Origin of the sequence: Nocardia vulneris (assembly GCF_001613425.1) — a bacterium.
In the GTDB taxonomy this organism is placed as follows: domain Bacteria; phylum Actinomycetota; class Actinomycetes; order Mycobacteriales; family Mycobacteriaceae; genus Nocardia; species Nocardia vulneris.
Genome location: NZ_BDCI01000003.1, coordinates 191,011 through 216,831, shown reverse-complemented (window position 1 = coordinate 216,831; position 25,821 = coordinate 191,011). Strand labels below are relative to the sequence as shown.

At 67.2% G+C, this 25,821-nt stretch carries 24 protein-coding genes; 14 read left to right on the top strand and 10 right to left on the bottom strand.

The genetic code is table 11. From position 1 onward, the window contains the following. Positions 1–39 precede the first annotated feature (39 nt). The 4 genes from NVU01S_RS05440 to holA all read left to right on the top strand — a co-directional run bounded on the left by NVU01S_RS05440 (position 40) and on the right by holA (position 4,382). A complete protein-coding gene (locus NVU01S_RS05440) occupies positions 40–2,637 on the top strand; it encodes a ComEC/Rec2 family competence protein (protein ID WP_244467314.1) in 2,598 nt (865 codons plus the stop codon). Between the two features lie 62 nt (positions 2,638–2,699). Then, positions 2,700–2,963 carry a hypothetical protein gene (locus NVU01S_RS05435; RefSeq protein ID WP_043673045.1) on the top strand — a complete coding sequence of 88 codons (264 nt, stop codon included), beginning with the start codon at positions 2,700–2,702 and terminating at the stop codon, positions 2,961–2,963. Continuing rightward, entirely contained in the window at positions 2,960–3,274 is a 315-nt protein-coding gene (locus tag NVU01S_RS05430; RefSeq protein ID WP_156161644.1) for a type II toxin-antitoxin system PemK/MazF family toxin, read from the top strand. The genes NVU01S_RS05435 and NVU01S_RS05430 overlap by 4 nt, the downstream gene beginning before the upstream one ends. Positions 3,275–3,413: 139 nt before the next feature. Further along, a complete protein-coding gene (gene holA / locus NVU01S_RS05425; RefSeq protein ID WP_043673051.1) occupies positions 3,414–4,382 on the top strand; it encodes a DNA polymerase III subunit delta in 969 nt (322 codons plus the stop codon). A gap of 27 nt (positions 4,383–4,409) precedes the next feature. Here the strand turns inward: holA and NVU01S_RS44540 are convergent, their stop codons facing one another. Beyond that, positions 4,410–4,613 carry a hypothetical protein gene (locus tag NVU01S_RS44540; protein WP_156161645.1) on the bottom strand — a complete coding sequence of 68 codons (204 nt, stop codon included), beginning with the start codon at positions 4,611–4,613 and terminating at the stop codon, positions 4,410–4,412. A gap of 464 nt (positions 4,614–5,077) precedes the next feature. Here NVU01S_RS44540 and NVU01S_RS05420 point away from each other — a divergent pair, with 464 nt between their 5' ends. Beyond that, positions 5,078–6,238, top strand: a complete 1,161-nt coding sequence (locus NVU01S_RS05420; RefSeq protein ID WP_373864183.1) for an LCP family protein — start codon at positions 5,078–5,080, stop codon at positions 6,236–6,238. A 21-nt stretch (positions 6,239–6,259) separates the two neighbouring features. Here the strand turns inward: NVU01S_RS05420 and NVU01S_RS05415 are convergent, their stop codons facing one another. Further along, positions 6,260–7,330 (bottom strand): aldo/keto reductase, encoded by a 1,071-nt coding sequence (locus NVU01S_RS05415; protein ID WP_043673053.1) that lies wholly within the window; start codon positions 7,328–7,330, stop codon positions 6,260–6,262. 123 nt (positions 7,331–7,453) lie between these two features. Here NVU01S_RS05415 and NVU01S_RS05410 point away from each other — a divergent pair, with 123 nt between their 5' ends. Then, entirely contained in the window at positions 7,454–8,329 is an 876-nt protein-coding gene (locus NVU01S_RS05410) for a helix-turn-helix transcriptional regulator (RefSeq protein WP_052280762.1), read from the top strand. On the opposite strand, the gene NVU01S_RS05405 is transcribed toward NVU01S_RS05410, so the two are convergent. Together NVU01S_RS05405 and rpsT are read right to left on the bottom strand one after the other, a co-directional pair. After that, positions 8,306–8,557, bottom strand: coding sequence for a hypothetical protein (locus NVU01S_RS05405; protein ID WP_029902415.1), 252 nt, complete (start codon positions 8,555–8,557; stop codon positions 8,306–8,308). The genes NVU01S_RS05410 and NVU01S_RS05405 overlap by 24 nt on opposite strands. Positions 8,558–8,727: 170 nt before the next feature. Then, positions 8,728–8,988 carry a 30S ribosomal protein S20 gene (gene rpsT, locus NVU01S_RS05400; RefSeq protein WP_014982684.1) on the bottom strand — a complete coding sequence of 87 codons (261 nt, stop codon included), beginning with the start codon at positions 8,986–8,988 and terminating at the stop codon, positions 8,728–8,730. Between the two features lie 417 nt (positions 8,989–9,405). On the opposite strand from rpsT, the gene NVU01S_RS05395 reads away from it, so the two are divergent. From NVU01S_RS05395 to NVU01S_RS05380, 4 genes are all read left to right on the top strand, one after another. Next, positions 9,406–10,968 (top strand): circularly permuted type 2 ATP-grasp protein, encoded by a 1,563-nt coding sequence (locus tag NVU01S_RS05395; RefSeq protein WP_052280766.1) that lies wholly within the window; start codon positions 9,406–9,408, stop codon positions 10,966–10,968. Then, positions 10,968–11,939: an alpha-E domain-containing protein gene (locus NVU01S_RS05390; protein WP_043673056.1), complete on the top strand. Its 972-nt coding sequence runs from the start codon at positions 10,968–10,970 to the stop codon at positions 11,937–11,939. The genes NVU01S_RS05395 and NVU01S_RS05390 overlap by 1 nt, the downstream gene beginning before the upstream one ends. Next, a complete protein-coding gene (locus NVU01S_RS05385) occupies positions 11,936–12,778 on the top strand; it encodes a transglutaminase family protein (RefSeq protein ID WP_043673057.1) in 843 nt (280 codons plus the stop codon). Before NVU01S_RS05390 ends, NVU01S_RS05385 begins: the two co-directional genes overlap by 4 nt. Positions 12,779–12,872: 94 nt before the next feature. After that, complete coding sequence (locus NVU01S_RS05380; RefSeq protein WP_043673156.1) at positions 12,873–13,661, top strand: aquaporin; 789 nt, start codon at positions 12,873–12,875, stop codon at positions 13,659–13,661. 40 nt (positions 13,662–13,701) lie between these two features. On the opposite strand, the gene NVU01S_RS05375 is transcribed toward NVU01S_RS05380, so the two are convergent. From NVU01S_RS05375 to NVU01S_RS05365, 3 genes are read right to left on the bottom strand one after another with little or no spacing between them, the layout of a single operon-like run. After that, positions 13,702–14,253: a type II toxin-antitoxin system PemK/MazF family toxin gene (locus NVU01S_RS05375; RefSeq protein ID WP_014982689.1), complete on the bottom strand. Its 552-nt coding sequence runs from the start codon at positions 14,251–14,253 to the stop codon at positions 13,702–13,704. Beyond that, entirely contained in the window at positions 14,136–15,032 is an 897-nt protein-coding gene (locus tag NVU01S_RS45420) for a DUF4276 family protein (protein ID WP_082032116.1), read from the bottom strand. Before NVU01S_RS45420 ends, NVU01S_RS05375 begins: the two co-directional genes overlap by 118 nt. Next, positions 15,029–16,156: an AAA family ATPase gene (locus NVU01S_RS05365; RefSeq protein WP_043673065.1), complete on the bottom strand. Its 1,128-nt coding sequence runs from the start codon at positions 16,154–16,156 to the stop codon at positions 15,029–15,031. Before NVU01S_RS05365 ends, NVU01S_RS45420 begins: the two co-directional genes overlap by 4 nt. A 157-nt stretch (positions 16,157–16,313) precedes the next feature. On the opposite strand from NVU01S_RS05365, the gene lepA reads away from it, so the two are divergent. Both lepA and NVU01S_RS05355 read left to right on the top strand, forming a co-directional pair. Then, positions 16,314–18,176, top strand: coding sequence for a translation elongation factor 4 (gene lepA, locus NVU01S_RS05360; protein ID WP_043673067.1), 1,863 nt, complete (start codon positions 16,314–16,316; stop codon positions 18,174–18,176). Positions 18,177–18,306: 130 nt separating this feature from the next. Next, positions 18,307–18,891: a Uma2 family endonuclease gene (locus NVU01S_RS05355; protein WP_043673070.1), complete on the top strand. Its 585-nt coding sequence runs from the start codon at positions 18,307–18,309 to the stop codon at positions 18,889–18,891. Positions 18,892–18,898: 7 nt separating this feature from the next. Here NVU01S_RS05355 and NVU01S_RS05350 read toward each other — a convergent pair whose 3' ends face one another. Genes NVU01S_RS05350 through NVU01S_RS05340 form a run of 3 tightly spaced genes read right to left on the bottom strand, consistent with a single transcriptional unit; the run spans position 18,899 to position 21,355 of the window. Further along, positions 18,899–20,227 (bottom strand): sensor histidine kinase, encoded by a 1,329-nt coding sequence (locus NVU01S_RS05350; protein WP_043673073.1) that lies wholly within the window; start codon positions 20,225–20,227, stop codon positions 18,899–18,901. Beyond that, complete coding sequence (locus tag NVU01S_RS05345; protein WP_043673074.1) at positions 20,224–20,916, bottom strand: response regulator transcription factor; 693 nt, start codon at positions 20,914–20,916, stop codon at positions 20,224–20,226. The genes NVU01S_RS05350 and NVU01S_RS05345 overlap by 4 nt, the downstream gene beginning before the upstream one ends. 22 nt (positions 20,917–20,938) lie before the next feature. After that, entirely contained in the window at positions 20,939–21,355 is a 417-nt protein-coding gene (locus NVU01S_RS05340) for an SH3 domain-containing protein (protein WP_043673076.1), read from the bottom strand. 381 nt (positions 21,356–21,736) lie between these two features. Between NVU01S_RS05340 and NVU01S_RS43185 the strand changes: the two genes are divergently transcribed. Together NVU01S_RS43185 and NVU01S_RS05330 are read left to right on the top strand one after the other, a co-directional pair. Further along, positions 21,737–23,935 (top strand): hypothetical protein, encoded by a 2,199-nt coding sequence (locus tag NVU01S_RS43185; protein WP_043673078.1) that lies wholly within the window; start codon positions 21,737–21,739, stop codon positions 23,933–23,935. A 58-nt stretch (positions 23,936–23,993) separates the two neighbouring features. Next, positions 23,994–25,799, top strand: coding sequence for a dynamin family protein (locus NVU01S_RS05330; RefSeq protein WP_043673079.1), 1,806 nt, complete (start codon positions 23,994–23,996; stop codon positions 25,797–25,799). The last annotated feature ends 22 nt before the right edge of the window (positions 25,800–25,821 follow it).

The window sequence follows — 25,821 nt, the reverse complement described above, 5'->3', positions numbered from 1 at the left end:
CCTGCGGCGTTGTGTTGTTGGGGGGCAACGATTGTGGCATTGACTGCCGGGTGGGTGGTGGGGGTTTGGGTGGCGATCGCGCTGGTTGTGCTGGCGATCGAATTGTGGGTGTTGCTGTTGTGGGCGATGGCGCATCGGCGGGTGCGGCAGCGGGCTGTGGCGGTGGTGGTGCTGGCGGCTGTGCTGTTGGCGGGCGGGTTCGCGGTCGCGGCGGCATGGCGGGAACATCAGGTGGCGACGCATCCGTTGCGGGCGTTGGCCGGGCATTCGGTGCGGGTGCTGGTGACGGCGAGTGATGATCCGAAGCCGGTGCGCGGCAATGCGTTCGGTGCTGACCGCTGGGTGTTCAGGGCGAATCTGCGGGAGTACCGTTACGGCGAGCGGACCGTGCGGGCCGGTGGTGCGGTGGTGATTCTGGCCGCCGGTGCGGGCTGGGCGAATCTTTCGCCGGGACAGACGGTGCAGTTCCCGGCGAAAGCCGACCGTCCTAGGCAGCGCGACCTCACCGTCGCGACACTGCGGGCGGTGGGAGAACCGCAGCCGATGGGTGCATTGCCCTGGTGGCAACGGCTCGCTCGTGCTGTGCGTACCGACTTCGCGGCGGCGGTCACCCGCGCATTGCCCGCCGAACCAGCGGGTTTGCTCCCGGCGCTCGTCGTCGGGGATACCTCGGCACTGTCGGACCAAGTTCGCGAAGACTTCGAAATCGCTGGGCTGGAACATCTCTGCGCCGTGAGCGGGACGAACTTCACGATCCTGCTGGCGGTGGTACTGGGCGCGATACGCGCGCTCACCCTCGGTCCGCGTGCTGCCGCGTTGGTCGCCGGGCTCGTGCTGGTGCTGTTCGTGATCGTCGCACGGCCCGACCCGAGCGTGTTGCGGGCGGGAGCGATGGGGTCGATCACCCTGCTGGCCTTGGTGACTGGTCGGCGGAAACAAGCACTTCCAGCGTTGTGTGCGGCGATCATCGGCCTGCTCGCCGTTTGGCCCCCGCTCGCGGTATCGATGGGCTTCGCGTTATCGGCTGCCGCCACCGGCGGACTGATCCTGCTGGCACCGAGTTGGGCGGACTGGTTGCGCGCCCGCGGCTGGTGGCGCCTGCCCGCGGAACTCTGCGCGGTGGCGGCGGCCGCGTTCGTCGTTACGGCTCCGCTCGTCATCGCGGTGACCGGAAAGCTCAGCCTCGTCGCGATTCTGGCGAACATGCTCGTCGAACCGGTCGTCGCACCGATCACCGTGATCGGGGCGGTCGCCGCGGTGCTGGCGTCGATCTGGTCGCCCCTGGCCGAATTGGTCGTGCACTGCGCGGCACCGCCGCTGTGGTGGTTGCTGTTCGTCGCCGAACACGCGGCCGCGGTGCCGGGCGCGTCCGTAGTGGTGCCCGGCGGCTTGTCCGGTGGGCTGGCGGCCGCAGCGATCATCGTCGTCGGCATCCTCGCGTTGCGTTTCGCGGCCAGCCGCAGACTGGTGCTGACGGTCGCCTTCTGCGTTGCCGCGGTGCTGATTCCGGTCCGCATCTGGCACCCCGGCTGGCCTCCGTCCGGTTGGGTACTCGCCGTCTGCGACGTGGGCCAGGGTGACGGGCTCGCACTGTCCACCGGCGACGGTTCCGCAGTGGTGATCGACGTCGGCCCCGAACCCCGGCGTATCCGAATGTGCTTGAACCGCATGGGCATATCCCGCATCGACCTCCTCGTACTGACCCACCCCCACGCCGACCACATCGGAGGTCTCACCGGTGCGCTGGAAGACCGCGCGGTCGCCGCGATCGCAGTCGGTGTGCGGGAAGGCGATGGCGCGCGGGAAGGCGATGGTGTGCCGGTCCGTCGCTCGCCGCCGGAGCCGGCACCGAACGGAGGCGCGGGGGCGGTCTCGCGCCAGTCGGGTGCCGACACTTGCGAAGTACCCGGGGCACAAGGTGAACCGGCCAGACCTGCGGCCGGGACGGATCCGAACGGCGGTGAACTCGAAGCGGAGCGGTGCTTGTCCGCGGAGGCCGAATGCGCGCATTCAGGGGACGGACGTACGCCGTCGTGCGCGTCCACCGATTGGTGTGCGACCGGTGGTGAACGGTGTCGGCGAACTGGTGCAGCACCGGCGGCACGCGCCAAGGGCGGGCGAGTCGAGAACATTGCACAGGTGGTGGAAATTGCACGGCGCGAACGTATTCCGGTGTTGGCGCTGGTGGCCGGGCAAGTGCTGGAGATCGGTGGGGTCCGGCTGACGGTGCTCGCACCCGAGCTGACGGGCGCACGGCCGACCCCGGGTGCCGAAGCCGAGGACGCCAACGACCGGTCGATCGTCCTCGCCGCCGACACCGCGGCCGGTCGGATCCTGCTGACCGGTGATATCGAGGCTCCAGCCCAGCAAGCACTACTACGGCAAGGGACCGCACTACACGCCGACATCTTGAAGCTTCCGCACCACGGATCCCGGACGACCACAAAAGAGTTCCTCGACGCGGTGCACCCACGCCTGACCCTGATCAGCGTCGGCGCCGAGAACACCTTCGGTCACCCGCACCACGGCATCCTCGCCGAACTCACCACCCTCGGCACCTCCGTGCTCCGCACCGACCACCACGGCGACCTCCTGGTCCTCGGCGGCAACCCACCCAGAACCATGACCTCCCGGTAGCGCATTGCGGCCTGTAAAGCAGATTGCAATACAGCGTGGCTATACAACGGTAAAGTGAAGGGATGACCAGGCCCGTGAACATGCGGCTACAGAAAGAGCTGGTCGAGGCTGCCAAGCAAGCCGCTGAGACCGACGGCGTCACCCTCACCGCGTTCGCCGCCAAGGCGATCGAGGAGAAGCTGCTGCGTCGCGAATTCGAGGAGCACGCTCGTATGGTCGCGGTGGCGGAGGCCGGGGACCCCGAACGCCTGGCTCGGAAATCTCGCGCGATGCGCGATGGCTTGAGTGGTTGGAAGGCGGAACGGCGCTCGGGCGAGCCGGCATGAGGCAAGGGGACATCTACCTCTCCGACCCCTCCCCATTGACCGGTGAACGCGAACTCTACCTGGTCGTTTCGAGCGACGAATACAACGACGCCGCAGGCCCGACCGTGGTGGTGGTCGAACTGGAAACCGGAACCCGTTACCGCGCAGCTCCTTTCGGTACCGCGGTGGAAACACCGTTCGGTGTGGCGCTGGCCGATCGATTGTTGTGGCTGCCGCGCGGTCATGTCGGCGAAAGAGTCGATCGACTCGATACGACGCTGACCCATCGGGTGGTCGATGCGAGTTGCCGGGTCTTGCGCGGTGCGCGGTGAACGGCGAACCTGCGGGGAGGCTGTCGGTGGGTCACCGTAGGATCGCTGCCGTGACCGACCACAACGAGCGTCAGCGAGTGAACCGTAGGCACGGTGCTTCGTCGGGTGCGGCGAAGGTGCGGGCCGGCGGGGCGAAGTCATGAGCGCGCCCGCACCGTTGCACCTGGTGCTCGGCGATGAAGAACTGTTGGTCGAACGAGCGATCGGCGCGGTCACCGCGCAGGTGCGGGAGACCGCGCCGGACGCCGACGCCGTGCCGGTCGACCGCATGCGGGCGGGTGACGCGAGCACCGCGGAACTGGCCGAGCTGCTGAGTCCCTCGCTGTTCGCCGAGGACCGGGTCATCATTTTGGAGTCGGCGGCCGAGGCGGGCAAGGAAGCCGTCTCCGTGATCACCGAAGCCGCGAGCGATCCGCCGCCCGGTGTGGTGCTCGTGGTGTTGCACTCGGGGGGTGGCCGCGCGAAAGCGTTGGTCCCCGCGCTCCAGAAAGCCGGTGCCGTCCAGCACGATTGCGCCAAACTGACCAAGTCCGCCGAACGAGTGGAGTTCGTCCGCGGCGAGTTCCGCAACGCGGGCGTGCGCGTCGCCGGTGACGTGGTGCAGGCGATGTTGGAGTCCATCGGCTCCGATCTGCGCGAACTCGCCGCGGCTTGTTCGCAGCTGGTCGCCGACACCGGCGGCAAGATCGATGTCGCCGCCGTCCGCCAGTACTACTCGGGCAAGGCCGAGGTATCCGGGTTCGACGTGGCAGAACTCGCCGTCGCCGGTGACCGTTCCGGCGCGATGGAGGCGTTGCGCTGGGCGAACGATCGCGGCGTCCCGCACGTGCTGCTCGCCGACGCCCTCGCCGATTCGGTGCACACCATCGCCCGCGTCGGCTCCGCGGGCCGCGGCGACCCGTTCAAACTGGCGCAGCAGCTGGGCATGCCGCCGTGGAAGGTCAAAAAGGCACAGGCGCAAGCCCGCAACTGGACCCCCGCCACCATCGGCTCCGCCCTCCAGGTCGTCGCGACACTGAACGCCGACGTCAAAGGTGGCGCCGCCGACGCGAGCTACGCCCTCGAACACGCCCTCACCCGCATCCTCGACCTACACGCCGCAAACTGAGCCGGAGCGGCCGTAATACCCTGCCGCTCAGCTGAACTCGTAGGAGAACTGCGAGACCCGGAACGACTTGTTCCCCAAACTGCATCGGATGCCGTCGACCGCGCTGGCGCAGGTGAACCCGTCGTAGGTCAAGGGCGAGGCCGTTGCTGTGTCGCTCGCTGCCTGGTCGGATATTTCCCCGAACGCGATCGGGCACTGCGGCGGATCGCCGGAGCGTAGTCGATCGGGCAACGTGGACGATCACCGGAAGACAGACGATCGGCTGCGGACACTGGAGTTGCCGCACCGCTTGGCCGCATACCAAATATGGATGCCAGATGTGTGCTGCACCACAGCAGGCGGATGTCGGAACGCCGTGTTCAACTCCGGGTTCGCGCCACGCCACCCGCTTCGATCCGTAGTCGCCCTGGACGGCGAACTGAGCCGTAAAAGGCGTTTTGTCCCGGCTGCACGACGCGGCTGGAAGTGCTGAACATGCTCTGCCGGAGGTTCGCTCGCACGCCCTCGACCAGCACGTTCGCCAACTATGGCAAATTGCTGGTTACTCATTTCGTGTCAGACTTGACTGGGTTATGGATGAACACTCGGCACCGGTCCTTCCGGTCGACGAATCCCGGCGGGCTCGTGCACGGCACCCTCGACGGTCGATTCGGAATGCGCATGAGCGACCGGCTCGCCGGGTCGGGCGGATCGTGGTGAAGATCGTCATCGGTGGGTTGTCGACGGCGATGCTCGCGGGGACCGCGGTCGGGTGGGCGACGGAGGCCAGGTTCGATCGCGGATTCACCCGCTCGGCGGCGCTGGGCGTGGACGCGCCCCATTCGCTCGCCGGGGATATGAACGTTCTGCTGATCGGCTTGGATACCCGGAAAGACCAAGATGGCAACGACTTGCCGAAGGAGATCCTCGATCGACTGCACGCGGGCGACGGCGAAGAAGGCGGCTACAACGCCAACACGCTGATCCTGGTGCATATCCCGGCGGACCTGAAAAAGATTGTGGCGGTTTCGATTCCGCGCGACGACTACGTCTCGGTGTCCGGCATTCCGGGCTATACCAAGGCCAAGATCAAGGAAGCGTACGGCTTGAAGAAGGCCGCGGTACAGGACGAATTGATCGACCAGGGGATGACCGACAAGAAGGCTTTGGAGCGGGCGGGCCGGGAAGCGGGCCGGGCGTCGATCGTGCGGGCGGTGCGCGACCTGACCGGCGTGCCGATCGATCGGTTCGCCGAGGTGACCCTCGCGGGCTTCTACGATCTCGCCGAAACCCTCGACGGCGTCGAGGTGTGCCTGAATCAACCGGTGCGGGACCTCGAGTATTCGGGAGCGGATTTCCCGGCCGGGCGCCAGCGGCTCGATCCGGCGCAGTCGCTCGCCTTCGTGCGTCAGCGGCACGGTCTGGAGAACGGCGATCTCGACCGCACCCATCGCCAGCAGGCGTTCCTCACCTCGGTGGCGCTCGATCTGCGCCGCTCGGGCACGTTCACCGACGTGCGCAAACTGAACGCGCTGATGGACGTCGCGCATCGCGATATCGTCCTGTCCGACGGCTGGAACGTCACCGATTTCCTGCGCACCCTCGGCACCGCGGGCAGCCCGGCCGTCGAGTTCCGCACTCTCCCAGTCCTGCGCTATGACTCCATCAATGGCCAGGACGTCAACATCGTCGACCCGGCCGCCATCCGCCGCGAGGTCCGGATCGCCTTCGGCGAACCGGACCCCGCTACGGCGCTGTTCAAATCGGCACCCCCGCTCGGGAGCGCGAGCGTCGCCGAAACCGCCGATCCCGCACCGGATGTCGGCAAGCCGGTGCAGGCCGCGATCGCCGGTGACACCATCCCCTGCGTGAACTGAGCCGCGCCCCAACAGCTCTGCTCAGCTGCGGGCCTGGATTTTCAGATCGCCGGACACCACATTCCGGGTCATCGGCCGGGCCAGCATGTCGTGCGGGAAGCCGAGTTCGATCGCACTGACCTGTTCCAGGCGGGTCAGCTGTCCGGCATCGAATTCGACGTCGAGCGCGCCGAGGTTGTCCTCCAGTTGGGTGGCGGTCCGCGCGCCGATGATCGGCGCGGTCACCCCGGGGTTGCGCAGCGTCCACGCCAACGCGACCTGCGCGGGCGACCTGCCGAGCTCACCGGCCACGTCCTTGACCACGTCGGCGATGTCGAGTGTCCGTTCGGTGAGTGAACCCTGCGCGGCCGCAACGTTTTTGCGGCTGCCCTCCGGCGAGCTTTCGGCGTTGTGCGCGAGGTCGTCCCGGCTGTACTTGCCGGTGAGCACGCCGCTGGCGAGCGGCGACCAGGGGATCACGCCGAGCCCCAGCTCTTCTGCCATCGGGATCAGATCGCGTTCGACGGTCCGCTCGGCCAGGTTGTATTCGATCTGCAGGGCGATGAGCGGCGACCAGCCGCGCAGGTCGGCGATCGTCTGCATGCGTGCCACCTGCCAGGCGGGCGCATCCGAGATGCCGACGTAGAGCACCTTGCCCGCACGTACGAGATCGTCCATGCCGCGCAGGATTTCGTCGACCGGCGTGTGGAAATCCCAGGCGTGCAAGTAAAGCAGATCGATGTAGTCGGTGTTCAGCTTGCGCAGGCTCGCTTCGACCGAGGCGAACATGCTCTTGCGATGGTTCCCACCGGAATTGGGGTCGCCCGGCCGCCGCAGCATGGTGTATTTCGTTGCCAGCACCAGGCTTTCACGGTTGTTCGCAGTGAATTCGCCGAGAAGTTGCTCGGCGGTGCCGTTGGTGTACATGCTCGCGGTATCGATGAAGTTTCCCCCGCGGTCGACATAGGTGTCGAAGATCTTGCGTGCCTCGTCCTGGTCGGCGCCCCAACCCCAATCGGCGCCGAAGGTCATTGTGCCCAGCGACAGCGGAGACACCCGAAGGCCCGAACGGCCGAGCAGCCGGTAGGTATCGAGGGTGAGTGCTCCGGACATGGCCAGCTCCTTTTGTCGGTGCTTCCGTACTGATGAAAGCCAGTCTGGAACGGTGCAACGGCAACGGTAAGGGAAGGTTTTTCCTGGGAAGGCCAGTCCTACTCAGCCGTACTATCAAAGACGATGACTGGAACGGTGAACGCGGATCGAACCCATGAGCTGGCCGCCTTCCTGCGGGATCGGCGCGAGCGACTCGCCCCGGGCGACCTCGGCCTGCCGCAGCGCAAGCAGGCCCGGCGCACGCCCGGGCTGCGCCGTGAGGAGGTCGCCGAGCTGGCCGGGGTGAGCACCGACTACATCGTCCGGCTGGAGCAGGCCCGCGGCCTGCGTCCCTCGCCGGATGTGCTGGACGCCCTCGCGCAGGCGCTGCGGCTGAACGCCGACGAACGCGCCTACCTGTTCGATCTGGCGCAGCAGCGGCAGCCGAACGCGGGCAAGCCGAGCACAGTGCCCGCACCGGCGCTGGCCATGCTGGTGGCGGATCTTTCGCCGCTGCCCGCGATGCTGATCAACCATCGCTACGACATCCTGGCCTGGAATCCGGAGATGGCGCGGCTGATCATCGACTTCGACACGCTGCCCGCTCAGCATCGCAACACCATGTGGCTGTGCCTGATGGAGCCGAGCATGCGGGACTTCTACGTGGAGCGGGAGCGGATCATCCGGGAGGGGATCGCGGATCTGCGGGCGGCCTGGGCGGCCCACCCCGACGACCAGGCGCTCGGCGACCTGATCGGGGAGTTCATCGCGCACAGCAGTGAGTTCGAGGCCGCGTGGGCCAGGCACGACGTCCGGGTGCAGGGCCGCGGCGCCAAACCGCTGCGGCACCCGATCGTCGGTCGGTTGGTGGTCAATTTCGAGGTGTTGATGCCGGTACAGGATCCGGACCAGCGCATCGTCATCTATCGCGCGGCGGACGAGGATTCGCAGGCGGCGCTGGATCGGCTGGCCGCCGATCCCGCACCGGCACCGGGGTCATTCGACCGAGCTGAGCACTAGCTCCTCGCCCTCGTCCACCTCGTCGTCGTAGCGGCCGTCCCATTCCTCGTAGGCCGGTACTTCCTCGTCCCTGGTGACGACCCACTCCAGCGAGTAGTTGCCCTCATCGTCGATGGGCACCATCACGTTCTCGATCTTCACCCCGAAGCCGAGCACCTCGGCTGCCCGGATCACATCCGGCAGATCCTCGGCACGGACCACGGTCTGATTGGCGTACACGGTAACCATGCGCCGAATGGTAGCTGGAACCACTGACAAGCTGTGGGCCGATCCGAAATCCCCGCAGATGAACAGTTCGCGCCGACCGGTCCGGCCGTGGGCACGACAAAAACCGCCGTGGTCGTCCAGGCCACGGCGGCTGCGTCAGTATGTGCGGTACCGGAAGCGGTACCGGTGGATCAGAGCTTGTTCAGCGCGAGCGCGAGCGCCGACTTCTTGTTGGCGGCCTGGTTGGCGTGGATGACGCCCTTCGAGGCGGCCTTGTCGAGCTTGCGGCTCGCGAACTGGAGCTGCGCGGCGGCCTTCTCTTTGTCGCCGGCCGCAGCGGCCTCCCGGAAGCTGCGGATCGCGGTGCGCAGCGCCGACTTGACCGACTGGTTACGCTTGCGCGCTTCCTCGTTGGTACGGATCCGCTTCAACTGGGACTTGATGTTGGCCACGCCTGTTTCCTCGTGTTCCTGTCGCTGAGTGATGTGCTGGGAAAGTTCCTATGCGTGCGTCACACCCTGGGTAAACGGGTAACGCAACGCCGAAGGTCGAGGGTACCAGCCGCCGTCCGGCGCACGAAATCGGCACCGGTCGCCCCGGCGAAACGTACCGACCGGTCGCATGTGGAAATGTGTCGCTTGACCGGAAGGTCACGAGTGATGCGAGAAATTTACCTGTGTCTCACACAGCATTGCTGCTGCGTGTAGCACGATTTTTGCATGACTCCCGCCTCTCCGCCACGTTCGGCGCGACCCGCCGCGTCCGAACCGGTCGGTACGAACGGGCGGGCTGCCGGAAACGGCAAGGTCGCCTCCGCCGGGTTATTCGAGGGTTATCGCCCCGGCCGCTTCGCCGCCGCGTTCGACGAGATGTTCGACGGCTCCGGCCGCGTCCGCCAACCCTATCGGGGCCTGTTCGCCGCCCTCGATCCGATCGATGTGGCCGATCTGGCGGCGCGCTCGGCCGCCCTGGACCGGGCCTTCATCGACCAGGGCATCACCTTCTCGCTGTCCGGACAGGAACGGCCGTTCCCGCTGGATCTGGTGCCGCGCGTGATCGCGGCGGCCGAGTGGGCGAAGCTCGAGCGCGGCATCAAACAGCGGGTCGTCGCCCTCGAACTGTTTCTCGCCGACGTCTACGGCGAACAGAACATCCTGCGCGACGAGGTGATCCCGAAACGACTCGTCACCTCGTGCCAGCACTTCCATCGCGAAGCGGCCGGCCTGATCCCGCCGAACGGGGTGCGCATCCACGTGGCGGGCATCGACCTCATCCGCGACGAGCGCGGCGATTTCCGGGTGCTGGAAGACAATCTGCGGTCGCCGTCCGGGGTTTCGTACGTCATGGAGAACCGGCGCACCATGGCGCGGGTCTTCCCGGATCTGTTCTCCTCGCATCGGGTGCGCGCGGTCGGCGACTATCCCGGGCATCTGCTGGCGGCGCTGCGTGCCTCCGCCGCGCCGAACGAGGCCGATCCGACGGTGGTCGTGCTGACGCCCGGGGTGTACAACTCGGCGTACTTCGAGCACTCGCTGCTGGCCCGGCAGATGGGCGTGGAACTGGTCGAGGGCCGCGACCTGTTCTGTCGCGACAACGTCGTCTACATGCGCACCACGGCCGGCGAGCGGCAGGTCGACGTGATCTACCGGCGGATCGACGACACCTTCCTCGATCCCATGCATTTCCGGCCGGATTCGGTGCTCGGCGTCGCGGGACTGCTCAACGCCGCGCGGGCGGGCAACGTCGTCATCTCCAGCGCGGTGGGCAACGGGGTGGGCGACGACAAGCTGATCTACGCCTACGTGCCGACGATCATCGAGTACTACCTCAACGAGAAACCGGTGCTGCCCAACGTGGACACCTATCGCTGCTGGCTCGACGACGAGCGCGACGAGGTGCTCGACCGGATCGCGGAGCTGGTGGTCAAACCGGTCGAGGGCTCGGGCGGCTACGGCATCGTGATCGGGCCCGACGCCACCCCGCGGGAATTGGAGGCCTCGCGCCGACGGATCAAGGCGGACCCGCGCGGCTGGGTGGCGCAGCCGGTGGTGCAGTTGTCCACCGTGCCGACCAAGATCGGCAACGAGTTGGTGCCGCGGCATGTGGACCTGCGGCCCTTCGCGGTCAACGACGGTGACGAGGTGTGGGTATTGCCCGGCGGGCTCACCCGGGTGGCGCTGCCCGAGGGCTCGCTGGTGGTCAATTCGAGCCAGGGCGGCGGCAGCAAGGACACCTGGGTGCTGTCCGGGCGGGACTCGCCGGCCGATCGGGAACTCGCGGGCGCGGAACTGGTCAGCGATCCGCCGCAATCGGATTCGCGTGAAGTGGGCCGCGACCTGACCGCCGCACAGGCGAATCAGCAACAGCAGCAACAACAACAGGAACAGCGGCAATCGCGGCTGGGGCAGCGGCAAGGGTCGGTGAGGCCCTGATGCTGGCACGCAACGCGGAATCCCTGTACTGGATCGGACGATACGTCGAGCGCGCCGACGACACCGCGCGCATCCTCGACGTCGCGGTACACCAGCTGCTCGAAGACGCGACCGTCGACCCGGACCGCACATCGCGGGTGCTGCTGCGGGTGCTCGGCATCGAGCCACCGGACGGCATCCTGGACGTCTGGTCGGTCACCGACCTGGTCGCGTTCAGCCACGACGGCGGCTCGATCATCGATTCGATCGCCAACGCTCGCGAGAATGCCAGGGGTGCAAGGGAAGTCACCTCCAGCGAGATGTGGGAGTGTCTGAACGCCACCTACATCGGGCTGGCGGTCGCGGAGAAGGCGGCGCGCAGTCTCGGGCCGCACGAGTTCTTCCACTACGTGCAGGACCGCGCCGCCATGTTCGCCGGACTGTCCGACTCCACCCTCAGCCGCGACGACGGCTACCGGTTCCTGCTGCTCGGCCGCTCCATCGAACGGGTGGACATGACTGTGCGGCTGCTGCTTTCCCGCGCGGGCGACCGCACCTCCTCGCCCGCCTGGGTGACCGTCCTGCGTTCGGCGGGCGCGCACGACACCTACCTGCGCACGCACCGCGGGGCGCTGGATGCCAACCTGGTGGCCGAATTCATCCTGCTGGACCGGCTTTTCCCGCGTTCGGTGTTCCACTCGGTGCGGGTGGCCGAAGCCTGCCTCACGGAACTGGACCAGCGGCCGAGCAGTCGCGTCGGCGCCCGGCACGAGGCGCAACGACTACTCGGCCGGGCGCGCAGCGAGCTCGAATTCCTGCCGCCCGGTGTGCTTTTGGAGGATTTGCAGAACCGGCTGCTGTCGCTGCAGAAGACCTGCCGGGAAGTGAGTGAAGCGATCGCATTGCAGTACTTCCATGCGGCCCCGTGGGTGGCGTGGACCGATCTGCGTAGCAGTCGAGACGACAATGTGCAGGTCGAGGGGGAGCTATGAGCTGGCGAATTCGGGTGGTGCACACCACCGGCTACGTCTACGACGCGCCCGTGACGCGCTCGTTCAACGAAGCCAGGCTGACGCCGCGCGCCGACAGCAGGCAGAACGTGATCCTCAACCGGGTGGAAACCGTGCCCTCCACCCGCTCCTATCGCTACACCGACTACTGGGGCACCGCGGTCACCGCATTCGACCTGCACGCTCCGCACACCGAATTGGAGGTCACCGGCTCCTCGGTGGTGGAGACCGAGCCGTTCGCCGGACCGGCCGAGGAACTGGACTGGGACGAGTTGCGCGCCGGGCACATCGCCGACCGCTTCGACGAAATGCTCGCGCCCACCGTATTCGTGCCGGCCGACCGTAAGCTGGCAGGCATCGCCCGCCAGCTGGCCAAAGGGCTGCCGCCTGCGAAAGCCGTTGTGCGCGCGGCAGAATGGGCGCATCGAGAAATGACCTATCTCGCGGGCACCACATCCGTGCACACGTCGGCGGTACAGGCCTTCACCGAACGGCAAGGGGTCTGCCAGGATTACGCGCACCTGACCCTGGTTCTGTTGCGCAGCATGGGCATTCCCAGTCGCTACGTCTCCGGCTATCTGCACCCCGACCCGGCCGCCGAGATCGGCGTGACGGTGGAGGGACAGTCGCACGCCTGGATCGAAGCGTGGACCGGGATGTGGTGGGGTTACGACCCGACCAACAACATCGCGATCAGCGAGCAGCACATCTCGGTCGGCGTCGGTCGCGATTACGCGGATGTGCCCCCGCTGAAAGGCATCTTCTCCGGCGGTGGCTCCACGGATCTCGAGGTCGTTGTAGAGATCACTCGTCTCGCGTAGCGTCCGGGTAACACCGTTGATCTTGAACGGCTCTGTTTTCGAAGCGGCACCACGGTTGGCACTGGCTACTCGTTGAACGCGGAAGGTGGAACAGATGTCTCCAACGGCTCAAGAAGTTGTCGAGGAAGTCGCCGAACTAGGGCCGATTCCCGAATCCAAGAAATTCGGGGCGGAGGCGCTGGGCACCTTCGTCCTGGTGATCGGCGGTGTCGGAACGGCGGTGCTGGCGGGGGACCGGGTCGGCGCGCTCGGCGTGGCGCTCGCCTTCGGACTCACGCTGCTGTTCCTGGTCTATGCCATCGGGCCGATCTCCGGCTGCCACGTCAATCCCGCGGTGACCCTCGGTCATCTGCTGCTCGGCCGGATCGGCGCGGTCACCGCGGTCGGTTACTGGATCGCGCAGTTGATCGGTGGATTCCTCGCCGGGCTCGTGCTGTTCGCGCTGGCGAAGAACCTGCCGTCCTACGATCGGGCCGTGGCCGGGCTCGGCGCCAACGGGTGGGGACGGCACAGCCCGTCGGCGCAGACCGGGCCGCTCGGTGAGGTGGTCCTACAGAACGGTTACGGCATGGCCGCGATGATCATCATCGAAGTGATGCTCACCGCGCTGCTGGTCTTCGTGGTGCTCGCCTCGACCGACCAGCTCTCCGACGTGCCACTGGCCGGCCTGTCGATCGGCGTCACCCTGGCCGTCATCCACCTGATCTCGATTCCGGTGGACAACACCTCGGTGAACCCGGCCCGCAGCCTCGCCGTCGCGCCCTACCAGGACGGTGCCATGGGCCAGGTCTGGGCGTTCGTGGTCTTCCCGCTCGTCGGTGGCGCGCTCGGCGCGCTGCTCTACGGGCTGCTGTTCGGCCGCTCGCGCAACCTGCTGTCCTGACCGCTGATCGCCGGGCCCGGCCGGGCCCGGCGACTTCGGTTCAGTGCCAGGCGTATTCGGCGCACAGACGGTGCGCCACCAGGTCGAAGGTCTTGCGCGGCAGGATGGCTCCTTCGCGGCGGATGCCGTCCTCGGGGACGTCGAGCACGCGGTCCAGCCGGACCCAGCTCGGCCGGCCTTCGGCATCCCAGCTGCCGCTGCCGATACCGACCCAGTTCCGGTCGAAGGCGCGGTCCGCCTTCGACGACAGCATCAGTCCGAGCAGCGTCCTGCGGTCCCGGCCGACCACCAGCACCGGGCGATCCTTGCCGTTGGCCGGATCCTCCTCGTAGGGCACCCAGGTCCACACGATCTCACCGGGATCGGCGCGCCCGTCCAGCTGCGGCGAGTACACGATCTGCCGCGCCCGTTCGGCGGTCGGCACCGGCGTGGACGCGGTCGGCCGCACCCGCACCGGACGTGTCCCACGCTGGGTCAGCGAACCGACCAACCGCTCCACCAGCTTCGGTCCCTGCTGCCGGACAATCCTGGGACCCTGCTCCTTCGCGATGATGCCGAGCTGCTTGCCGAGGGAGTTCCAACTTCGGGCCATCTTCGCAATATAACGGCGTACGCCGCGCTTCTCATCCGTGCCGCGCTGTGGTCACAAGAGCCTGAATTCGCTGATCTGGGCTTGCGATGCCGGTCCGAATACGCGCAGCCGAGTGAAGGCCCTCGTAAGCAGGGTCGCAGCAGAACCGAGGCTATCCGGCCATTTATAGCGCTACGGCATCGAGTGTGCGAGCGCTCACGACAGGCGACCCTCCAACTCTTCGAGCCAAGCGTCGAAGTGCGGGCATTGGGCGCGGAGTTCGGCGACACCGAGGTCGGCGATGGCCAGTGGGCCATCGTTGGTTTTCGAAATATTGCGGGCAATAGTTGAGGATTCGCTTCGACGGCGCCGACCTGCTCGGCGGCAGCGAAAACCCAGGTCTCCAGCTCGTGCAGGATCAGATGCGGCACAAACCGGTGATCAGCTGCGGCGGCCGCGAGCGAAGCTTCGACATGAGCCACCCGGTCATGGGGAGCCAGGCCGGGCGGAACGTCGGCCATTCCCGGAGCGTCCAGGGGAAACGCGTAGAAGTCGAACAGTGTCGTCAGAACGTCGAGGCTCGAGTTCCGCAGTAGGAGTTTGATCTCGCGCTCGACCTTGGACCAGCTGCTCATACCGCCTCGGTGGTTGGGACCACCGGCGGGCCGTCGTGTCGTGACGATGGACTGGGTCACTGTCCAGCCACGACCAGCAAGATAGGGCTCGAGCACATTGTTGACGACGATCTCCTCGCTCTGCCCTTCTACCAAGAAGTGAAGGCGGTGATAGCTGGTCGTCATGTCTGATCGAGGTCTTCCCTGGCAGGACGACCGCCGAGCAGGTTCTTTTCCCACAGCTCGCCGAGCGAGTATTCCGCCAGCCAGGCTTCGAGTTCGGCGGCGTCCGGACGAGAGAAGACCGAACCTCCGGCTCTGCGCTCGACGACGATCAGATCATCGACCTCGAACTGGTTCATCAGGGTGACCGATTGGGTGGCGATCAGAACTTGACTACGCGAGGGGGCCGAGGCTTGTCGGAGCAAGTTCGCGAGCTGCACGATGGCGAAGGGATGCAGGCCTAGTTCGGGTTCGTCCAAGACGACGAGGGCGGGCAACTCTGGTTGCAGCAACAGCGTCGCCAGACAAACGAATCGAAGCGTGCCGTCAGACATCTGATTGGCTGAGAAGACCGCGTCGGAGCCTTGCTGCTGCCACCGAAGGCGGATTCGATCGTTGTTCTCGGGCTGCAGCACGAAGTCCCGAAAGAAGGGTGCCACCAACTGGATTGCGCCGACGATCCGGCGGTAGGCGGCTTGGTCGGAGGGCTCGTTGCTGGTCTGCAAGCGATAAAGACAAGGGGCCAGGTTGCCGGCGTCCGAGCGCAGATTCAGGTTGTCTGCGGTGGAGACCATCCGTTTCACCGGGGCGTTCGCGCTCGTATCGTGGAAGTGGAAGACCTTGCAGCCTTCGAGCAGTGCGAAGACGTACTTGGCGATGCCACCGCGTGGGTCGCCGACGTCAGTGGCCAGACGTGTTTCGCGATGCCCGTGCCCGAGCGACTTCTGGTATGGGCGGTCGTACTCCGGCTCGTGGTAATACACGACCTCGGTCTCGAAGATCAGTTCGTCGTTCGCCGCCGGGACGAGGACCGCCTCGTACGAGTTGGGTTCCGCATCGAGTTCCAAGCGAATCCGAGAGCTGCCGTCACCGTCGGTCAGCAGTGCCGAGGCGCCGCCGTTGAGGCCGACGAACAGTCCGAGTTCACAGTCGACGATTCGTCCGAGCAGGGCGAGCGCTTGGACGAAGTTGCTCTTCCCCGCTCCATTCGCACCCACCAGAATGTTCAATTGGCGAAGCTCGACCGTCGCCGATCTGATCGAGGTGAATCCCTCGATCTGGATTGTCTTCAGCGGTTGGCCCGGCATGGGGCTAACTCTACGATGAGCCACTGACGTTCCCCGGATTGCTCGTGCGCCGACTCGAAATCGGCGCTGACCGGATTCGGCCCCACGTGGTTCGGCAGACCGATGGCGGTGGCTCGGTACTGCTCATGGGACGATAGAGGACAGTTTGCCGATACCCATGAGGAGTGGAGTGCCCGCCAGCTTCGCCGATACGACGTTCACCGATCCGACTCGGATCCGGAACTTCTGCATCATCGCGCACATCGATCACGGCAAGTCGACGCTGGCCGATCGGATGCTGCAACTGACCGGAGTGGTCGAGGAGCGGGCGATGCGTGCCCAATACCTGGACCGGATGGATATCGAGCGCGAGCGCGGCATCACCATCAAGGCGCAGAACGTGCGGCTGCCGTGGCAGGTCGACGGCACCGACTACGTGCTGCACCTGATCGACACGCCCGGTCACGTCGACTTCACCTACGAGGTGTCGCGTGCGCTGGAGGCGTGTGAGGGCGCGGTGCTGCTCGTCGACGCGGCGCAGGGCATCGAGGCGCAGACGCTGGCCAATCTCTATCTGGCACTGGACAAGGATCTGACGATCATCCCGGTGCTCAACAAGATCGACCTGCCCGCCGCCGACCCGGACCGCTACGCGAGCGAGATCGCGCACATCATCGGCTGCGACCCCGACGACGTGCTGCGCGTCTCCGGCAAGACCGGTGTCGGCGTGCCCGAGCTGTTGAACGAGGTCATCAAGCAGGTGCCCGCGCCGGTCGGCGACCCGGACGCGCCGGCCCGCGCGATGATCTTCGACTCGGTCTACGACACCTACCGCGGCGTGGTCACCTACGTCCGCGTGGTGGACGGCAAGATCATCCCGCGCGAGAAGATCAAGATGATGTCCACCGGCGCGCAGCACGAACTGCTCGAGGTCGGCATCGTCTCGCCGGAACCCAAGGCGACCCAGGGGCTCGGCGTCGGCGAGGTCGGTTACCTGATCACCGGCGTGAAGGATGTGCGCCAGTCGAAGGTCGGCGACACGGTGACGGCCGCGCGTAACGGCGCCACCGAACCGCTCACCGGCTACCGCGAGCCGCGCCCGATGGTGTACTCCGGCCTGTACCCGGTCGACGGTTCGGACTACCCCGACCTGCGCGACGCGCTGGACAAGCTCCAGCTCAACGATGCCGCGCTGACCTATGAGCCGGAAACTTCGGTGGCGCTCGGGTTCGGGTTCCGCTGCGGCTTCCTCGGCCTGCTGCACATGGAGATCACCCGCGAACGCCTGCAACGCGAATTCGACCTGGACCTGATCTCCACCGCGCCCAACGTGGTCTACACGGTGGAGATGGAGGACGGCAGCGAGCACGTCGTCACCAACCCGTCGTACTGGCCGGAGGGCAAGGTCCGGCACGTGTACGAGCCGGTGGTGAAGTGCACGGTCATCTCGCCCAGCGAGTTCATCGGCTCGATCATGGAGCTGTGCCAGGGGCGGCGCGGTGAACTCGGCGGCATGGACTACCTGTCCGAGACCCGGGTCGAGCTGCGCTACACCATGCCGATGGCGGAGATCATCTTCGACTTCTTCGACTCGCTGAAGTCGCGCACCCGCGGCTACGCCAGCCTCGACTACGAGGAGTCGGGCGTCCAGGAGTCGTCGCTGGTGAAGGTGGACATCCTGCTGCAGGGCGAGGCCGTCGACGCGTTCAGCGCGATCGTGCACAAGGACGCGGCGCAGGCCTACGGCAACAAGATGACCACCAAGTTGCGCGAGCTCATCCCGCGCCAGCAGTTCGAGGTGCCCATCCAGGCGGCCATCGGCTCGAAGATCATTGCCCGCGAGAACATCCGCGCCATCCGCAAGGACGTGCTCGCCAAGTGCTACGGCGGCGACATCAGCCGCAAGCGCAAACTGCTGGAGAAGCAGAAGGAAGGCAAGAAGCGGATGAAGACGATCGGCCGCGTCGACGTCCCGCAGGAAGCCTTCGTGGCCGCCCTCTCCTCCGACGCCGCCTCCGACAAACCGAAGGGCCAGAAGTAGGAAGGTGCCGCTCGGCCCGTTTGGGAACCTTGCTCGACAGGCTTCGAAAAACAGCAGGATAATGCCGTGTAGGTGGTGATACATGAGGCAGAATTCGGCTGCGAGCGGTGCTGAACCAGGGAGGACGGCGATGACTGCGGTGCACGAGGACGCGATCCTCACCGAGGATTTCGAAGTGATCGAACGCTCGGTCGCACAACAGACCGAAGGGGTTCGGCTCGAGCTGATCAATGGACGACTGGGGGTCAAAGGCATGCCCGACGGTGACCACGGCCGGATTCTCAACTGGTTGTTGCTGTTGCTGTTGCCGTTGAACCCGGGGTTGTTTCTGCACGTCATCGGGCAAGGTTTGGTTGTTGGGCCCTACCGCAAAGGACGGGCTCGCCCAGACGGCATTCTCGCACCCCTCGATGCCTTCGTCGGTGCTGGTGAATGGGCCTCGGCTGATTCCGTGGTGATGGCAGTCGAGGTCACCTCTCGCGATTCGGATACCACTCAGCGCGATCGAGTGGATAAGCCTCTCGCGTACGCCCAGACCGGGATTCCGATCTATCTTCTCGTCGATCGAGAAGCAGGCAAAGTAATCGTGCACAGCCAACCAAAGGACGACGGGTACGAGGTCGTGCACAGCTATGCCTTCGGGCACGGGGTAGAGCTTCCCGCCCCGGTGAACGTCACGATCGACACGGAGAAACTCAAAGACTTCGCCGACTGAGGTGCCCTCACCGAGTCGCGATCGTCACCCGCAGGCGGGTGCCGCCTAGCGGGCTCTTGGTGAGTTCGGCTGTGCCGGAGTGGAGTTCGGCTTGTTGGCGGACGAGGGCCAGGCCTAGGCCGGAGCCGGGGGAGCCGGGGCCCTTGACGAAGCGGTCGAAGGCGTTGGGGCAGACGGTTTCCGGGATGCCGGAACCGTTGTCATCGATCAGGATGTCCACTTCGTCGGTGTGGGGGGCGGCGGAGATGGCGATGGTGTCGGCGTGGCCGTGCTGCACGGCGTTCGCGACGGCGTTGGTGACGATGAGCAGGACGCCGCCGGGCAGGCCGGTCACCGTGACGGGTTCGCATTCGGTGAGCGTGATGGTGACGTCGGGGTAGCGGCGTTGCGCGTCCTGGGCTGCGCGGTCCAGGGTTTCGCACAGGTCGAAGGATTCGAACACGTCGGGTTCGGTGAGTTCGCCGACCGCGAGCCGCTCCAGGTCGGTGAGCGTGTTCTCGATCTGCTGCTCGGCGAAGAGCACCTCGGACAGGATCGCGCCGCGTTGTTCGGCGGGAATCTCCTTGGTGGCCAACACCTGTAGGTCGGTACGCAGCGCGGTCAGTGGGGTGCGCAGCTCGTGCGCGCAGACGGCGGCGAAGTCGCGCGCACTGGTCAGCGCGCGGTTGGTGGCGTGGTGTGCGGCTTCCAGCCTGGTCAGCATGCGGGTGATGGCGTCGGAAAGTTCTTCGGATTCCCGCGCGCCGCGGCCGGACAGCGGCGGCAACTCTTCGAGCGTGTCGATGCCGTGGGTGGCGGTGGCCAGGCTGCGCAGCGGGCGCGCGGCGTAACCGGCCAGGAGCCAACCGAGTACGGCCGCGATGAGCGCTCCCGCCACGCCGATGCCGAGGCCGATCAACTGGCTGCGGTGAATGGCGGAGGCGACGACGTCGCGGTTCGGGTCCAGCGAGACGAGCACGCCGGGCAGTCCGTCGACGCGGGTGATCGCCACGTCGGAGGGCAGGTCGTCGCGCCGGACGGTGGTGGCCTCATCCGGGATGTCGGCCGCGTTCGGCGCTTCGGTCGCGTAGGTCGACGGGCCCGCGCGTTCCGGCGCGGCAGGCGGCGGCGGTACGGCAGGCCCGGGCGGCCCCGGAGCCGGGAGTGTTTCCGCTGGAACACCTTTCAACGGGGGCGCGACCCGGACCGCCATCGAGGAGACGGTCTCGTCCAACTGCCGCTCGCCGGACGCGTTGAGCAGCGCGGCGAAGGTGATGGTGAGGGTGAGCGCGACGAGCGCGGCGACCACGCCGGACACCACCGCCACCCGGGTACGCAGTGACGGCGAACGTTTCACGGCTGCTCCCGCAGGACGAATCCCACCCCGCGCACGGTGTGCACCACCCGTGCCGCGCCGGGCGCCTCGAGTTTGCGGCGCAGATACGAGACGAAGACGTCGACCACATTGGTGTCGGTCGGGAAGTCGTAACCCCATACCGCGGAAAGGATCTGCTCGCGGCCGAGCACGATCCCCGGATGGTCGGCGAGCAACGCGAGTACCTCGAATTCTCGTTTGGTCAGGTCGACGGGCTTGCCCGCGGCCAGCACGCGATGCCCGGCCAGGTCGATCTGCACCTGGCCGACCCGCACCGGCGCGCCGGCGGGCTCGGCGGCGGCGACCCGGCGGCGCAGCAGCGCGCGCAGCCGGGCGACGAGTTCGCCGAGGTCGAAGGGTTTGGTGAGGTAGTCGTCGGCGCCGCGTTCCAGACAGGCGATCCGATCGGTCACGGCGCTGCGCGCGCTGAGCACGCAGATCGGGATGTCGTTGCCCATCGCGCGCAACGCCGTGACCACGCCTTCACCGTCGAGCGTCGGCATGTTCACGTCCAACACCATGGCGTCGGGTGTTCGGGTGCGACACATGGTCAGCGCCTCGGCGCCGTCGCTCGCGGTGAGCACCTCGAAGTCGGAAAGTTCCAGCCCGCGTCGCAGCGACGCGAGGACACGAACCTCGTCGTCCACGACCAAGATCCGGTGTCCGGTCATGGATCAACAGTAGTCCCGCAGGTCAGCGCACGCTGGCGGCGACGCAGCCTTCCTCGAGCGGTGCGGTGGCCGACGGGGGCGTCCCGGGCGCGAGCGGAGCGGTGGCCAGCGGCGGAGTCCCCGGCACGAGCGGAGTCGCCGGCTCGATCGGGGTCGCGGGCACCATGTCGACCGGCCCCTGACGTTCGATGGTCACCCAGGGGCCGTCCTCGCCCTCGTGCGTGGTGATCACGACCTGGCCGTCCGGGTCGTCGATCGACGGGCACACCACGACCTGACCGGGGCCGACCGGCTCGCTCGGGACGCCGGGAGCGGGCGCGGGGACGGCGGGCCGCACGGGCTGCGCCGAGGCGGCACCCGCCATGCCCGCGACCACGGCGGCGGTGAGCGCTGTTCCGCCCAGCACGGCGGCGACGCGGCGTCCGATGAGTGAGGTCATGAGGGGGTCTCCTTCAGCTCGATCCTGTCGACCGGGTGGCTCGACGAGTTCGACGTTAGGTACGGGATCTTCACGAGTCGTTGAGTAACTGTTAGAGAACTCTTAGGTCTGCCGGAATCGCTGGTGCGACGAGTTCGAACGGGCAGAATCAGTCCTGGTCATCGCCGGTTTTGAAAGCGGCTTACGGTTTGCTCGACCCACCAGAAATAGGGCTTTCGTTCTGCTTTTGGGGATGGCAAGGTTGTGTTGCTCGCCACCGCTGGACTCTCTACAGTCCTGGGTAAAGTGACAGTCGGGTTTTCCCGAAATAGTGTTAGGTGATCTTCACTCGGTCCGGCCGGACGCGTGAGGATGGCTGTTGGAACCCGAGATGGAGCTTTCATGACGCGTGACCTGCCCTTCGATGACGATGCCACCGAGGGAGCCGAGCGCACGGGTGACACCGCCTATCGAGTAGCCACCGGCGTTGCGCGCGTCGCGCGCGCGGGTGCCTACGTCACCGGTGGCGCATTGATCGCGGCGAACGGCGGCGGCGTGCCCGCCGCGCCCGGTTCCCGGTTGGACAGCATGAACACCGGCTGGGCGCACAACAGCGACCCGGACTCCGGTGCGCCCTCGCCGGTCATCACCTTTCCGGACCCGGTCATCGAGCCCGCGCCGCTGAACCCGCAGCATTCGCCGAATCTGCCGGTCTCGCACGGCAATTCCGGTTTCGACCTGCCCGGCACCGCGGGCGGCGCGAACTTCCCGCTGCCGACGCTGCACGGTGACTACAACGGCACCGACGCCGGCCTGCCCGGCCTGCCCGGGACCGATTCCGGCCACGGCTTCGGCCTGCCGAGCCTGCCCGGCAACGCGGCCTCCGCCGACGGTGTGCCCGGTCTCGGCGGCATCCCCGGCACGGACACGGCCCAGTCCGGCGGACTGCAACTTCCGGGCACGCCCGGCAACGCCCCGAACCACGATCTCGATCTGCCCGGCGGCCAAGGCTTCGGCCTGCCCGGCCACGGGCTCGGTCAGGCGGGCCACGGCTTCGGCCTGCCCGGCACCAACGGCTTCGTCGCGCCCGGCTCGTTCGATCTGCCCGGTACGCACCCGATCGCGGGCACGCCCTCGGCCGGAACGCCGACGGGCGACGGCCCGTTCGACGGCGTCGGCGGTGACAACCTCGGCGTCTTCGTCGGCACCTCGTGGCAGGTCGACTTCGGTGTCGGCCCGAACGGCATCTACTTCAACTCCGAGATGAAGGTGGACGTCGGCGTCGGCCAGGTGGGCGACCAGCTCGACAACTTCACCGACTGGCTCGGCAGCGCACTGCCCGCGCAGTCCGGCGGCACGCGGTCGGCGACCGACCCGACCGACTCGAACCATCACGGGAACCCCGGCGTCGTCGGGGGACTCACCACACCGCTCGGCGGTCCCTCCACGACACAGTCGGCCATGTCCGCTCAGTCGCCGGCACCAGCCGCTACCCAGACCGCGGCGCCTCCGGCCGCTACCCAGCCAGTCGCGCAACCGCCCGCACCGGTCGTGGCCGCGGTCGCGCCCGCTGCCGTCGCGCCGGTCGCCGTCGCGCCCGCGGTCGTGGCTCCGGCGGTCGTCGCTCCGGTGGCGAGCGCCGCGCAGCCGGTGGTGGCCACCCCGTTGCAGACCACGATCCAGCCCGACGCGGCCAGCACGCCGATCGCGAACGTGATCGGCGCACCGCCGGCCGGTCCCTCGGTGCTCACCGCGCCGGCCGCCGCGACCCCCGCGTTGTTCGATCAGGCGCGCCCGACTCCGGTGGTGAAACCGACTCCGGTGGTGGACCATTCGCGTCCCACCGACGTCTCGACCCCGTCGACGACGAACTCGCCGACCACCATCACCAAGACGGTGCCGACGACCCCGGTGGTGCCGTCCGACGTCACCACGCCGTCCGTGCCGAAGACGTCGACCCCCGACGTCACCAAGGTGCCCGGCGTGTCGACCCCGACGACGCCGCACACCCAGCCGAGCACCGGCCAGACCGACCCCACCACGAAGGTGCCGGGAACGACCGGATCCCAGCCGTCGACCCACGTCCCGACCACGTCCCCGGACGACGATGTGACCACTCCGGGCACGGCACCCACCGGCCCCACGAGCGGTGCGGGCGACGACATCACCACCCAGCCGACCGCGCCGACGCAGCCGACCGCGCCCACCCGCGACGTGCCGACGGCCACCCAGCCGGAACCGACCGCGACGGTGCCGACGCACGACATCCCGACCCGGGACGTGCCGACGCACAACGCGCCGCCCCCGACGGCCGATCTGCCACCGACCTACCACGCGCCGACGCCGACCCAGGCGCCCGTGCCCACCTACAAGCCGCCGATCGTCGACCCGAAGCCGCACGGTATCTCCGACCCGATCAATGTCGGGCCGTACTATCCGGCAGGGGACTCGATGCAGGTCGTGGATCACGTGACCTACACCGATCACGCGCCGCTCACGGTCGCCGCGAGCGGTGGGCTGTCCGGCGGGTTGATGCCGGAATCGACCCTGGCGGAGACCCACCACATCGTCCCTGGCGGCGTGGACATAGCGTTGCTGTAAACCGGAACGCAGGGGGCGTCCCGTGCAGATCGAAAGCAAACCACTGTAAGGAGGACGGTTGTCTGCCGCAGCCGGGCTGAAGGCCGCGACGGTGAAACACCCGGACGCGATGGCGCCGCTGATCCGGATACTCGACGAGCTGCGGGAGATCGCCGGATTTGCGGGGCGGGACGACCTCGGCAGTCGTTTGAGCATGGTGCGCGCCCGGGTCAGTGACCCACGGGTGCGGCTGGTCGTGGTCGGCGAGCCCAAGAACGGGATGAGCACGCTGGTCAACAGCCTGGTCGGCGCGTCGGTCAGCGCCACCGACAGTGACCTGAGCGTGCCCGTCATCGTCGAGTACGGGCCGGAACCGACTGCGACACTGGTGCGTTCGGTCGACGGACGGACCGAACGGCAGTCGGTGGATCCGCTCGACCCCGGCCCCGCCATCTCCGCGTTCGGCGTGATCCGCGCCGAATTCACCCAGCCCAGCCCGCTGCTGGCCGACGGGGTGGTGGTGATGGACGCGCCCGGCACGCGCGGCGCCGCCGACAACACCACCTGGTCGATGATCGCCGCCGCCGACGCCGTACTCTACGTCGGCAACGCGGCCACCGAACTCACCGTCGATCAGATCGCCTACCTGCAGCGGATCCAGCAGATCTGCCCGACGGTCATCTGCGTGCTCAACAAGATCGACCAGTTCTCCCACTGGTCGCACACCCAGCAGCGCAATCGGGAACTGCTCGACGCCGCCGGGCTCGGCTTCGCGGTGGCGCCGGTCTCGGCGGAACTGCACCGGCAGGCGGGACTGTCCGGCAACTACCAGCGCGATATCGAATCCGGTGTGCCGCAACTGATCGACCATCTGCGCGACTACGTGGTGTCGCGCGCGGACAGCGTGGCGCTGGACGCCGCCGTGCAGGACATCCGCTTGGTGACCGACCATCTCGCGCTGACCCTGCGCAACGAGGTCGAGTCGCTGCGCGATCCGCGCCGGCGCGCCGAGATCACCGACAAACTCGTCCGTGCCCGCGACGATGCGGACCAGCTGCGGCAGCGCACGTCGAACTGGCAGGTCACGCTGGTCGATGGCAGCACCGAGCTGATGGCCGATATCGAACACGATCTGCGGCATCGGTTGCGCAATCTGGTGCGCGACGCGGAAGCCGAGATCATGCAGCACGATCCCGCGCGCCGCTGGAAGGAATTCGGCACCGATTTGGACGCCCGGATCTGCGAGGCGGTCGAAGAGAACTTCGTGATGGCGCACTATCGTTCGGTCGAGTTGTCGGAGCAGGTGGCCTCGAAGTTCTTGGCGGACAACCGAACCGCCCCGCTGCCGGATATGCGCTTGGAAAATCCCGGTGAGGTGCTGGAGGCCGTGCAACCGCTGGAGCCGCTCGAAAGCGCGAAAGTCGGTGTGACCGAGCCGTTTCTGTCGGGTCTGCGCGGTTCCTACGGCGGTGTCCTGATGGTCGGTCTCGCCACCAGCCTGCTCGGCATGTCGCTGGTGAACTGGTACTCGGCCGGTGCGGGCGTGCTGCTCGGCGTCAACGCGCTGTGGGACGACCGTAAGAATCGCAAGGCCCGTCGGCGCGCTGAGGCGAAGGTGGCGGTGGCCAGGCTGATGGACGACGTGATCTTCCAGGTCAGCAAGGAATCACGAAATCGTTTGCGCGCCATGCAACGTGTGCTCCGCGATCACTTCACCGAAATCGCCACCGACGTCGCCAAGCAGGCCGACGAGGCCCTGCGCCTCGCCGAGGCCGCCTACCAGAAGTACGGCGACCGCAGCGGCGAGCGCATCGCCGACCTGGACAAGCAGATCGTCAAACTGCGCGAACTGCGGGAACAGGCCGACGGCCTCGTCACCGGCTGACCCCGCGCTACCGGCTGACCCC

What these genes read in the sequence shown, in the direction of transcription:
- NVU01S_RS05435 (WP_043673045.1), top strand. Translation starts at nt 2,700, where the DNA reads ATGACCAGGCCCGTGAACATGCGGCTACAGAAAGAGCTGGTCGAGGCT.
- NVU01S_RS05430 (WP_156161644.1), top strand. Translation starts at nt 2,960, where the DNA reads ATGAGGCAAGGGGACATCTACCTCTCCGACCCCTCCCCATTGACCGGT.
- holA (WP_043673051.1), top strand. Translation starts at nt 3,414, where the DNA reads ATGAGCGCGCCCGCACCGTTGCACCTGGTGCTCGGCGATGAAGAACTG.
- NVU01S_RS05415 (WP_043673053.1), bottom strand. Translation starts at nt 7,330, where the DNA reads ATGTCCGGAGCACTCACCCTCGATACCTACCGGCTGCTCGGCCGTTCG.
- NVU01S_RS05410 (WP_052280762.1), top strand. Translation starts at nt 7,454, where the DNA reads ATGACTGGAACGGTGAACGCGGATCGAACCCATGAGCTGGCCGCCTTC.
- NVU01S_RS05405 (WP_029902415.1), bottom strand. Translation starts at nt 8,557, where the DNA reads ATGGTTACCGTGTACGCCAATCAGACCGTGGTCCGTGCCGAGGATCTG.
- NVU01S_RS05395 (WP_052280766.1), top strand. Translation starts at nt 9,406, where the DNA reads ATGTTCGACGGCTCCGGCCGCGTCCGCCAACCCTATCGGGGCCTGTTC.
- NVU01S_RS05390 (WP_043673056.1), top strand. Translation starts at nt 10,968, where the DNA reads ATGCTGGCACGCAACGCGGAATCCCTGTACTGGATCGGACGATACGTC.
- NVU01S_RS05385 (WP_043673057.1), top strand. Translation starts at nt 11,936, where the DNA reads ATGAGCTGGCGAATTCGGGTGGTGCACACCACCGGCTACGTCTACGAC.
- NVU01S_RS05380 (WP_043673156.1), top strand. Translation starts at nt 12,873, where the DNA reads ATGTCTCCAACGGCTCAAGAAGTTGTCGAGGAAGTCGCCGAACTAGGG.
- NVU01S_RS05375 (WP_014982689.1), bottom strand. Translation starts at nt 14,253, where the DNA reads ATGGCCCGAAGTTGGAACTCCCTCGGCAAGCAGCTCGGCATCATCGCG.
- NVU01S_RS45420 (WP_082032116.1), bottom strand. Translation starts at nt 15,032, where the DNA reads ATGACGACCAGCTATCACCGCCTTCACTTCTTGGTAGAAGGGCAGAGC.
- NVU01S_RS05365 (WP_043673065.1), bottom strand. Translation starts at nt 16,156, where the DNA reads ATGCCGGGCCAACCGCTGAAGACAATCCAGATCGAGGGATTCACCTCG.
- lepA (WP_043673067.1), top strand. Translation starts at nt 16,314, where the DNA reads ATGAGGAGTGGAGTGCCCGCCAGCTTCGCCGATACGACGTTCACCGAT.
- NVU01S_RS05355 (WP_043673070.1), top strand. Translation starts at nt 18,307, where the DNA reads ATGACTGCGGTGCACGAGGACGCGATCCTCACCGAGGATTTCGAAGTG.
- NVU01S_RS05345 (WP_043673074.1), bottom strand. Translation starts at nt 20,916, where the DNA reads ATGACCGGACACCGGATCTTGGTCGTGGACGACGAGGTTCGTGTCCTC.
- NVU01S_RS05340 (WP_043673076.1), bottom strand. Translation starts at nt 21,355, where the DNA reads ATGACCTCACTCATCGGACGCCGCGTCGCCGCCGTGCTGGGCGGAACA.
- NVU01S_RS43185 (WP_043673078.1), top strand. Translation starts at nt 21,737, where the DNA reads ATGACGCGTGACCTGCCCTTCGATGACGATGCCACCGAGGGAGCCGAG.